Raw genomic sequence first — 9,392 nt, forward strand, 5'->3', positions numbered from 1 at the left:
CCGACGCCACCCGCCGCTTCCTGGCGCGGCCCCGCCCGGATCGTCGGGGCCGCCGCCAGGCATGATCGTCGACGCCGAGACCGACCGCAGCGCACTCGACCGGGCGTTCGACGTGTGCGTGATCGGCACCGGCCCGGCCGGCATCACTCTTGCCCGCAAGCTGGCGGCCGCGGGCGCGCGGGTGGCGCTGATGGAGGGCGGCGGCGAGGATTACGCGCCGCGCAGCCAGAACCTTTACAAGGGGCAGGTGGCCGGTCTCGACTACTGGCCGCTGGACCAGCCGCGGCTGCGCCTGTTCGGCGGCAGCTCGAACCACTGGGCCGGGTGGAGCCGCGCGCTCGACGCGCTGGATTTCGCGCCGCGGGCGCATGTGCCGCTCAGCGGCTGGCCGATAGCCAAGGCCGATCTCGATCCCTACGCCGCCGAGACTGAAGGCATCCTCGAGCTGCCGCCGGAGCCGGACCTGCCGCCGGTGATCCAGAGCACGCTGCGCTTCCACCGTTTCGCGATGCGCTACTCGCCGCCGACGCGCTTCGGCGACAGGTACCGGGACGCGCTACAGGCGGCGCCGACGCTGGTCTGTGCGCTGAACGCCAACCTGGTCGACCTGCGGCTGGACGACGGCCTCGGCCGCGTCGCCGAGGCGGCGTTCCGTAGCTATGCCCCGGACGATCCCGGTTTCCGTATCCGCGCCCGCCGCTTCTGCCTGTGCACCGGCGGGATCGAGAACGCGCGCCTGCTGCTCAACTTCACCAGCCAGCGCCCCGAGGGGCTGGGCAACCGTCACGGCCTGGTCGGGCGGCATTTCTGCGAGCATCCGCATTTCACCGTCGCCGACGCGCTGCTGGGGCAGGGCGCGGACGATCTGGAATTCTACCGCCCGCGCCCGGAATTCGCCGAGGCCGCGGACACCCTGAACTTCGGCCTGCGGCTGGAGCCGGCGCGGTTCAACCCGCCCGGCGCGCCGCCGCGCGAAGACATCGCCGATTGCGACGCGGCGCTGACCGCCAGCCTGGTCGCGGCGATCCCCGCCGACTCGGCGCTGCACCGCGGGCTGCTGGCCCGCGCCCGCGCCAACGGCTGCCCGACGGCAACGGTGCGGGTGGCGCAGGAGCAGGCGCTGAACCCGGACAGCCGGGTGATGCTGGGCGACGGTGTCGACGCGCTGGGCCTGCGCCGCAGCCGGCTCGACTGGCGCCTGACCCGGCAGGACCGGCGGTCGATGCGCACCGCCGCGCTGGCCTTCGCCCTGCACATGGCCGAGCAGGACCGCGGGCGGCTCAGGATCCGCGACTGGCTGCTGTCCGACGACGCGCCGTGGCCGGACCTTGACGCGGACGAGGTCGCCGGCAAGCACCACATGTGCACCACCCGCATGGCCGCGGACCCGCGCCGCGGCGTGGTGGACGCCGACTGCCGGGTGCATGGGATCGACAACCTCTACATCGGCGGCTCCAGCGTGTTCGCCACCGGCGGTCACGCGAACCCGACCTACACCATCGTGCAGCTGGCGCTGCGGCTGGCCGACCACCTGCATGCGATCCGCGACTGAGCCGCAGAAACCGGGCAGAAACCGGGCGACAGCCGCAAACCGGTGCGCTACTCAGGGCGCGCGGCAACGGCCGCGCGACCCTGGACCGACGGAGGAATTCGGATGACGACCCGCCCCTACACCGGCATCTGGCCGGTTGCGCCCACCCCCTTCCACGACGACGGCCGGGTGGATCTCGACGGCATGCGCCGGGTGATCGACTGCATGGTCGACCAGGGGGTGGACGGGATCTGCATCCTGGCGAACTTCTCCGAACAGTTCCTGCTGTCCGACGACGAGCGCGCCCAGCTGACCCGCGCCAGCCTTGAGCAGGCCGCAGGCCGGGTGCCGGTGATCGTCACCATCAGCCATTTCGCCACCCAGGTGGTAGAGGACCGCGCGGCCGAGGCGGCGGCGATGGGCGCGGCGATGGTGATGATGATGCCGCCCTACCACGGCGCGATCCTGCGCGCGGACGAGCAGGGCATCTTCGAGCATTTCCAGCGGGCAGGGCGCGCCGGCAACATTCCGATCATGATCCAGGACGCGCCGATGGCCGGCACCACCCTGTCGATCCCGTTCCTGGTGCGCATGGCGCGCGAGATCGAGCAGGTGAAGCTGTTCAAGATCGAGACGCCGCAGACCGCCGCCAAGCTGCGCGCGCTGATCGAGGCCGGGGGCGATGCCATCGAAGGCCCGTTCGACGGCGAGGAGGCGATCACCCTGATCGCCGACATGGACGCCGGCGCCACCGGCACGATGACCTCGGCGACGCTGCCGGACCTGATCAAGCCCGCCGTCACCGCGCATCTGTCCGGAGACCGGCAGACCGCCAGGGCGATCTATCGCGACCTGCTGCCGCTGATCAACTACGAGAACCGCCAGTGCGGCTGGCGGTCGTGCAAGGTGGTGATGAAGGAAGGCGGCGTGATCGGCTCGGACGCGGTGCGCCACCCGACGCGGCCCATGCACCCGGCGCAGCGCGCGGAACTGCTGGAGCTGGCGCGCGAGGTGAACCCGCTGGCGCTGAGCTGGGGCAGGTAAGCGCGCGCGGCCCGCTCACGCCTTAGCGGTGACCGGGCCGCCGGCCTCCTTCCAGCCCTCGAAGCCGTCCTCGATGTGGCAGACGCCGTGCAGCCCCATGTCCTGCGCCGCCTTCGCCGCCAGCGCCGAGCGCCAGCCCGAGCCGCAGTAGAACACGAACCGCTTGTCCTGCCGGAACTCCTCCCTGGCATAGGGGCTGTCGGGGTCGATCCAGAACTCCAGCATGCCGCGCGGGCAGTGGAACGCGCCGGGGATCATCCCCTCGCGCTGCAACTCGCGCACGTCGCGCAGGTCGACGAAGGTCACCGCCTCCTGGCCATGCAGCGCCCGCGCCTCGGCGGCGGGCATGTGATCGACCTCCAGGTTGGCCTCGGCCACCATCTCCTTGACGGGTTTCAAAGTTCAATCTCCTCGGGTTTGATCAAGTTTACCTGTCGCGTAACTTTTCCGCGCATTCTCAGCGAGAACCCTTTCCCAAGCAGGTTACGAACTTCTTCCAAGGTTCCTACACGTATTTGGTCTTTCGCGTGGTGCTTGGTGCTTCCATGGGCCGGGTCTGCCATCCTATAGAAGCCATCCTTGAAAACGTGAGGTTCAAATACTTCGCCGGTCCGTGGGTGCTTCCTGATCAATTTAGTCTCTCCAACGCAATCGCGGTGCCCTCGCCGCCGCCGATGCAGATCGCGGCCATCCCGCGTTCCTTGTCCTGTTCCTTCAGCGCGGCCAGCAGCGTCACCAGGATCCGCGCCCCCGAGGCACCGATCGGATGACCCAGCGCGCAGGCGCCACCGCGAATGTTCAAACGTTCGCGCGGCACGTCGAGTTCCCGCATGAACGCCATCGGCACCACGGCGAAGGCCTCGTTGACCTCCCACAGATCGACGTCCCGCGCCTGCCAGCCCAGCCGCTGCATCAGCTTGCGCGCCGCCGGCACCGGGGCGGTGGTGAACCAGCCCGGGGCCTGGGCGTGGCTGGCGTGGCCCAGCACCCGCGCCAGCGGCGTCAGCCCGTGCGCCCGCGCCACGCTTTCGCGGCACAGCACCAGCGCCGCCGCCCCGTCCGAGATCGAACTGGCGTTGGCCGCGGTCACGGTGCCGCCGTCGCGGAACGCCGGCTTCAGCGTCGGGATCTTCTCGGGCCGCGCCGTCGCCGGCTGCTCGTCGACCGTCACCACCGCCTCGGCCCTGCGGGTGGAGACCGTCAGCGGCGCGATCTCGTCCCGCGCCGCCTGCGCCTGCGCCGCCAGCGCCGCGCGCAGCGAAGCCAGCGCATAGTCGTCCTGCGCCGCGCGGGTGAACTGGTACTTCCCGGCGCAGTCCTCGGCGAAGGTGCCCATCAGCCGGCCCTTGTCATAGGCGTCCTCCAGCCCGTCGATGAACATGTGGTCCTGCGCCGCGCCGTGGCCCATCCGCGCGCCGCCGCGCATCTGCGGCAGCAGGTAGGGCGCGTTCGACATGCTCTCCATGCCGCCGGCGACAAGGATGTCGCCGTCGCCCAGCGCCAGCTGGTCGTGCGCCATCATCACCGTCTTCATGCCGCTGCCGCACATCTTGTTCACCGTCGTCGCCGGCACGTCCTGGCCCAGCCCGGCGGCGAAGCCCGCCTGCCGCGCCGGCGCCTGGCCCTGGCCGGCCGGCAGCACGCAGCCCATCAGCAACTCGTCCACGGCCCGCGCCTCGACGCCGGCGCGCGCCAGCGCGGCGGCGATGGCATGGCCGCCCAGCTGCGGCGCCGCCAGCGGCGCCAGCGCGCCCTGGAAGCCGCCGATGGCGGTGCGCGCGGCGCCGGCGATCACGACGGTATCGGTCATGCGGTGTCCTTTCTCATGAATGCGGGTCTCATGAATGCGGGCCGGGGCCGCCCTGCGGCACGGCGGCGCCGGCGCCGGCCGCGGGCAACGTCAGGTCGGCCCAGACCGGCAGGTGGTCCGAGGCGATGCGCGACAGCCGCGTCTCGCAGACGCCGGCGTCGTACACGCCGATGCCGGCGCCGGTCGCAATCCGGTCCAGCGCCGCGAGCGGGCGGGCGGCGTGGTAGCTGAGACCGGGGCTGACCACCCGGTGCCCCTGCGTCAGCGCCTCCAGCCCCTTGTCGGGGGACCACTCGTTGAAATCGCCCAGCCAGATCGCCGGGCGCGCCGGGCGCGCCGCCAGCGCCGCCAGCGCCGCGGCCAGCTGCGCGCGGCGGTCGCGCCGCCGCAGGCCCAGGTGCAGCGCGATCACCGTGAACGGCACCGGCCCGTCGATGTCGGCCAGCACCGCGCCGCGCGGCTCCAGCCCGGGCAGGTGTAGCCGCTCGACGGCGCCGACGCTCAGCCCCCGGCGCAGCAGCAGCGCGTTGCCGTGGAAGCCGATGCTGACCTCGTTCAACGCCACCCGCGCCGGGGCCAGGTCGCTGCCGGCGGCGATCATCTCGGCGGTCAGCGCCGCGCGCCGCGGGCCCAGCCGGCGATCGGCCTCCTGCACGGCGACGACATCCGCCTCGAGCGCGGCGATCACGTCGAGCGCACGCTGCGGCCGGCGCCGGCGGTCGAGGCCGATGCCCTTGCGCATGTTGTAGGTCGCCACGCGCAGCTTCATGGGGGTGTCGCCATCCCGGGTCATGCCCTAGATATGGGAAGACACCTGCGAATGTCACCACGGACCCGTCGAGGAGCGGCCGAACCATGCCGAGCAGTGGCCGGAAGATACTGTCGCGCGCCCAGACGGCGAAGCTGATCGTCGCCACCGCGGCGGTCGCGGCCCTGGCCTCGACGATCACCGGCCGCTGGTCGCTGGTGTTCATCTCGCTGGTGACGCTGGCGCTGGCGCTGGTGCCGATCGCCTTCGCCCAGGGTCTCGGGCTGCGCCTGCCGGTGGCCTTCGTGGTGTGGATCGTGGCCTTCGTCTTCGGCGCGATCTTCATGGGCGAAGCATTTGATTTCTATGAAAAGGTCTGGTGGTGGGACATCGCGCTGCACGGCTTTTCGGCGGTCGGCTTCGGGCTGCTGGGATTCCTGTTCGCGTTCATGCTGTTCGAGGGCGACAGCTTTGCCGCCCCCGCCACCGCGCTGGCGGTGATCTCCTTCGCCTTCGGGATCAGCATCGGCACCTTGTGGGAGATCTTCGAGTACGGCGTCGACCAGGTGTTCGGCGCCAACATGCAGAAGTCCGGCCTTGACGACACCATGGGCGATCTGATGGTCGATACCCTCGGCGCCGCCGCCGGCGCCGCGTCGGGCTATCTCTATCTCAAGGGGCGGGACTATCTGGCCGCGGGGCTGATCGCCGAGTTCATCGAGCACAACCGCGCCCTCTACCGCAAGGCCAGGTTCCGCCGCCGGCGCTGAAGTCCGACTGAAGAAATTCCCGCAGCGCATTGAGAAAAAAGCCGTTTCACGCGTTTTCGGCCTGCGTGCCGCGCTCGCGGTAGGGCGTGTTGCCGAACTGCGCGCGATAGCATTTCGAGAAATGCGAGGGCGAGGCGAAGCCGCAGGCCAGCGCCACGTTGATCACGCTCATGTCGGTCTGCAGCAGCAGGTTGCGCGCCCGGTTCAGCCGCAATTCCATGTAGTAGCGTTTCGGGCTGCGGTTCAGATAGCGGCGGAACAGCCGTTCCAGCTGCCGGGTGGACATGCCGACGTCGCTGGCCAGCACCGAGGGCGATACCGGCTCCTCGATGTTCTGCTCCATCTTCTCGATCACCGAGGCCAGCTTGGGGTGGCGCACGCCGATTCGGGTCGGGATCGACATCCGCTGCGCATCGCGCTCGGACCGGATCGAGGTGTGGATCATCTGGTCCGCCACCGCATTGGCCAGCGGCGTGCCGTGGTCGCGCGCGATCAGCCGCAGCATCAGGTCGCTGGGCGTGGTCCCGCCCGAGGCGGTCAGCCGGTTGCCGTCGATCACGAACACGTTCTGCGTCAGCTCGATCTCGGGAAATTCCTCGGCAAAGCTGTCGCGGTTGTCCCAGTGGATGGTGGCCCGGCGCCCCTCCAGCAGCCCGGCCATCGCCAGCGCCTGCGCGCCGGTGCAGATCGCGCCCACCGTCACCCCCTTGCGGCTTTCGCGGCGCAGCCAGGTCAGCACCGGCTTGGTGACGGCGCGCTTCACGTCGACGCCGCCGACGACGATCACCGTGGCCTCGCGCGGCAGGTCCTCCAGCCCGCCGTCGGGCTGGATCGCCATCCCGGCCGAGCACGGCACCGGCGCGCCGTCGCCGGCCACCACCTGCCACTGGTAGAGCGGCGACTTGGCGATCCAGTTCGCCAGCCGCAGCGGCTCCAGCGCGCTGGCGAAGGCCAGCAGCGTGAACTGTTCCAGCAGCAGGAACACGTACGGCTTCGGGCGCTGTTCCGGCTCGCTCACGTCTGCCTCCCCGCCGTTCTTTTGCGCAATGGAATTTGGTTCCGCAGGGCGCGTCAAGCGCGAAACGACCGCGCCGGCCGGAATCGCCCGGAATTGCGCCGTGCGCGCTGGCCAATCCCGCGCGACTTGCCTATACGTGCTTCCCGCAACTTCAACCTGACTCGGGGAGCGAGATCATGACCGCAGCATGGTCCAGAAACGGCTGGCGCACGAAAGAGCGGATCCAGATGCCCGACTATACCGACGCCGAGGCGCTTCGGTCGGTCGAGGCGAAGCTTGCCAGCTATCCCCCGCTGGTCTTCGCCGGCGAGGCGCGCCGGCTGCGCGCCGAGCTGGCCGAGGTCGCCAACGGCCAGGCGTTCCTGCTGCAGGGCGGCGACTGCGCCGAAAGCTTCGAGGAATTCTCGGCCGATCTGATCCGCGACACCTACAAGGTGATGCTGCAGATGGCGGTGGTGCTGACCTTCGGCGCCAAGCTGCCGGTGGTGAAGATCGGCCGCATGGCCGGCCAGTTCGCCAAGCCGCGTTCGGCCCCGACCGAGGTCAGGAACGGCGTCGAGCTGCCCAGCTACCGCGGCGACATCGTCAACGAGATCGGCTTCACCCCCGAGGCGCGGATCCCCGATCCGGCGCGGATGCTGCAGGCCTACACCCAGGCGGCGGCGTCGCTGAACCTGCTGCGCGCGTTCAGCCAGGGCGGCTTCGCCGACATCGCGCGGGTGCATTCCTGGACGCTGGGCTTCACCCAGGACGCGCCGGGCTACGAGAAGTACCACGCGCTGGCCAACCGGATCCACGAGAGCCTGGAGTTCATGCAGGCCGCGGGCGTCACCGGCGACACCGTCGACAGCCTGCACCGGGTCGATTTCTACACCAGCCACGAGGCGCTGCTGCTGGAATACGAAGAGGCGCTTTGCCGCACCGATTCGACCACCGGCCTGCCGGTGGCGGGGTCGGGGCACATGATCTGGATCGGCGACCGCACCCGCCAGCCCGACGGCGCGCATGTCGAGTTCTGCCGCGGCGTGCAGAACCCGATCGGCCTGAAATGCGGCCCCTCGATCTCCGAGGACGACCTGCTGCGCCTGATCGGCACGCTGAACCCGCACAACGAGGCCGGCCGGCTGACCCTGATCGCACGCTTCGGCGCCGGCAACGTCGGCGAGCATCTGCCGCGGCTGATCCGCGCCGTCGAGCGGGAAGGGGCCAAAGTGGTCTGGTCCTGCGATCCGATGCACGGCAACACGATCAAGTCCGAGTCCGGCTACAAGACCCGCCCGTTCGAGCGCGTGCTGCGCGAGGTGCGCGAGTTCTTCCAGATCCACGCGGCCGAGGGCAGCTATCCCGGCGGCGTGCATTTCGAGATGACCGGCAAGGACGTGACCGAATGCACCGGCGGCGTGCGCGCGGTGGCGGACGAGGACCTGTCCGACCGCTACCACACCGCCTGCGATCCGCGGCTCAACGCCGCGCAGTCGCTTGAGCTGGCCTTCCTGGTGGCCGAGGAGCTGCACCATCGCCGCGAGGCGCAGCGCGCGGCGGTCTGAGCCCGCGCGCCTTCCCGACGGGGCGTCCGGTCATCGGGCGCCCTTCTTCAGTGCCGGAAGCCGAGATGACCCAGAAGATCGCCGTCCTGACCGCCGCCGGGCCGCTGCCGCGCGCCGATGTGGAAACCGCGCTCGCGCGCCTCGCGGCCGACCCGGCCGGGCTGAAGCCGCTGGGCGCCAGCGCCGCCGAGGTGGCGCTGCCCGCCGGCGCGGCCCCCGACATGGACGCGCTGCGCGAGGGCCTGTGCCTCGACGTCAACCTGGTGCCGGCCGAGGGCCGCGCCAAGCGCATCCTGATCGCCGACATGGACAGCACCATCATCGGCGTCGAGTGCATCGACGAGCTGGCGGATTTCGCCGGGGTCAAGCCGCAGGTGGCCGAGATCACCGAGCGCGCGATGCGCGGCGAGCTGGATTTCGAGCAGGCGATCGACGCCCGCGTCGGCCTGCTGAAGAACCTGTCCACCGGCGCGCTGCAGCAGTGCTACGACCAGCGCGTGCGGCTGAACCCCGGCGCGCGCGCGCTGGTGCAGGCGATGAACGCCGCCGGCGCGCGCACCGCGCTGGTGTCGGGCGGTTTCACCTTCTTCACGTCGCGGGTCGCCGCCGCCGCCGGGTTCGCCAGCAACCAGGCCAACGTGCTGGACGAGGCCGACGGCCGCCTGGCCGGCACCGTGCGCCGCCCGGTGCTGGGCCGCGAGGCCAAGGCCGCGGCGCTGCGCGCGCTGTGCGAAGAACTGGGCGTCGGGCCCGAGGCGGCGGTGGCGATCGGCGACGGCGCCAACGATCTGGACATGATCCGGATGGCGGGTCTCGGCGTCGCCTACCGCGCCAAGCCGGCGCTGCGCGCCGAGGCCGACGCGGTGCTGGACCATTCCGACCTGACCGCGGTGCTGGCGCTGCAGGGCCTGACCGGGTGAGCGC

Annotated in this window: 9 protein-coding genes; 5 read left to right on the forward strand and 4 right to left on the reverse strand. The window is 70.8% G+C overall.

Annotation, left to right across the window (positions count from 1 at the left end):
• Positions 1 to 61: 61 nt before the first annotated feature.
• Together GE300_RS11325 and GE300_RS11330 are read left to right on the forward strand one after the other, a co-directional pair.
• Entirely contained in the window at positions 62 to 1,552 is a 1,491-nt protein-coding gene (locus tag GE300_RS11325) for a GMC oxidoreductase (protein ID WP_154446669.1), read from the forward strand.
• A gap of 102 nt (positions 1,553 to 1,654) precedes the next feature.
• Complete coding sequence (locus tag GE300_RS11330; protein ID WP_154446670.1) at positions 1,655 to 2,575, forward strand: dihydrodipicolinate synthase family protein; 921 nt, start codon at positions 1,655 to 1,657, stop codon at positions 2,573 to 2,575.
• A gap of 15 nt (positions 2,576 to 2,590) precedes the next feature.
• Here the strand turns inward: GE300_RS11330 and GE300_RS11335 are convergent, their stop codons facing one another.
• The 3 genes from GE300_RS11335 to GE300_RS11345 all read right to left on the reverse strand — a co-directional run bounded on the left by GE300_RS11335 (position 2,591) and on the right by GE300_RS11345 (position 5,154).
• Positions 2,591 to 2,974, reverse strand: coding sequence for a rhodanese-like domain-containing protein (locus GE300_RS11335; RefSeq protein ID WP_154446671.1), 384 nt, complete (start codon positions 2,972 to 2,974; stop codon positions 2,591 to 2,593).
• 229 nt (positions 2,975 to 3,203) lie between these two features.
• Positions 3,204 to 4,385 (reverse strand): acetyl-CoA C-acyltransferase, encoded by a 1,182-nt coding sequence (locus tag GE300_RS11340; RefSeq protein WP_154446672.1) that lies wholly within the window; start codon positions 4,383 to 4,385, stop codon positions 3,204 to 3,206.
• Between the two features lie 28 nt (positions 4,386 to 4,413).
• Positions 4,414 to 5,154 (reverse strand): endonuclease/exonuclease/phosphatase family protein, encoded by a 741-nt coding sequence (locus GE300_RS11345; protein WP_154446673.1) that lies wholly within the window; start codon positions 5,152 to 5,154, stop codon positions 4,414 to 4,416.
• Between the two features lie 86 nt (positions 5,155 to 5,240).
• Here GE300_RS11345 and GE300_RS11350 point away from each other — a divergent pair, with 86 nt between their 5' ends.
• The gene (locus GE300_RS11350) at positions 5,241 to 5,903 is read left to right on the forward strand and encodes a hypothetical protein (protein ID WP_154446674.1); all 663 of its coding nucleotides are present in this window, start codon (positions 5,241 to 5,243) and stop codon (positions 5,901 to 5,903) included.
• A gap of 46 nt (positions 5,904 to 5,949) precedes the next feature.
• Here GE300_RS11350 and GE300_RS11355 read toward each other — a convergent pair whose 3' ends face one another.
• Positions 5,950 to 6,921, reverse strand: coding sequence for a GlxA family transcriptional regulator (locus tag GE300_RS11355; protein WP_325063202.1), 972 nt, complete (start codon positions 6,919 to 6,921; stop codon positions 5,950 to 5,952).
• A gap of 176 nt (positions 6,922 to 7,097) precedes the next feature.
• On the opposite strand from GE300_RS11355, the gene GE300_RS11360 reads away from it, so the two are divergent.
• Both GE300_RS11360 and serB read left to right on the forward strand, forming a co-directional pair.
• Positions 7,098 to 8,468 (forward strand): class II 3-deoxy-7-phosphoheptulonate synthase, encoded by a 1,371-nt coding sequence (locus tag GE300_RS11360; RefSeq protein WP_154446676.1) that lies wholly within the window; start codon positions 7,098 to 7,100, stop codon positions 8,466 to 8,468.
• A gap of 65 nt (positions 8,469 to 8,533) precedes the next feature.
• The gene (gene serB, locus GE300_RS11365; RefSeq protein ID WP_154446677.1) at positions 8,534 to 9,388 is read left to right on the forward strand and encodes a phosphoserine phosphatase SerB; all 855 of its coding nucleotides are present in this window, start codon (positions 8,534 to 8,536) and stop codon (positions 9,386 to 9,388) included.
• Positions 9,389 to 9,392: the final 4 nt, after the last annotated feature.

It is taken from the genome of Halovulum marinum (assembly GCF_009697225.1).
In the GTDB taxonomy this organism is placed as follows: Bacteria; Pseudomonadota; Alphaproteobacteria; order Rhodobacterales; family Rhodobacteraceae; genus Halovulum; species Halovulum marinum.

Coding starts and splice junctions, on each gene's coding strand:
- GE300_RS11325 (WP_154446669.1), top strand. CDS start 62: ATGATCGTCGACGCCGAGACCGACCGCAGCGCACTCGACCGGGCGTTC.
- GE300_RS11330 (WP_154446670.1), top strand. CDS start 1,655: ATGACGACCCGCCCCTACACCGGCATCTGGCCGGTTGCGCCCACCCCC.
- GE300_RS11340 (WP_154446672.1), bottom strand. CDS start 4,385: ATGACCGATACCGTCGTGATCGCCGGCGCCGCGCGCACCGCCATCGGC.
- GE300_RS11345 (WP_154446673.1), bottom strand. CDS start 5,154: ATGAAGCTGCGCGTGGCGACCTACAACATGCGCAAGGGCATCGGCCTC.
- GE300_RS11350 (WP_154446674.1), top strand. CDS start 5,241: ATGCCGAGCAGTGGCCGGAAGATACTGTCGCGCGCCCAGACGGCGAAG.
- GE300_RS11360 (WP_154446676.1), top strand. CDS start 7,098: ATGACCGCAGCATGGTCCAGAAACGGCTGGCGCACGAAAGAGCGGATC.
- serB (WP_154446677.1), top strand. CDS start 8,534: ATGACCCAGAAGATCGCCGTCCTGACCGCCGCCGGGCCGCTGCCGCGC.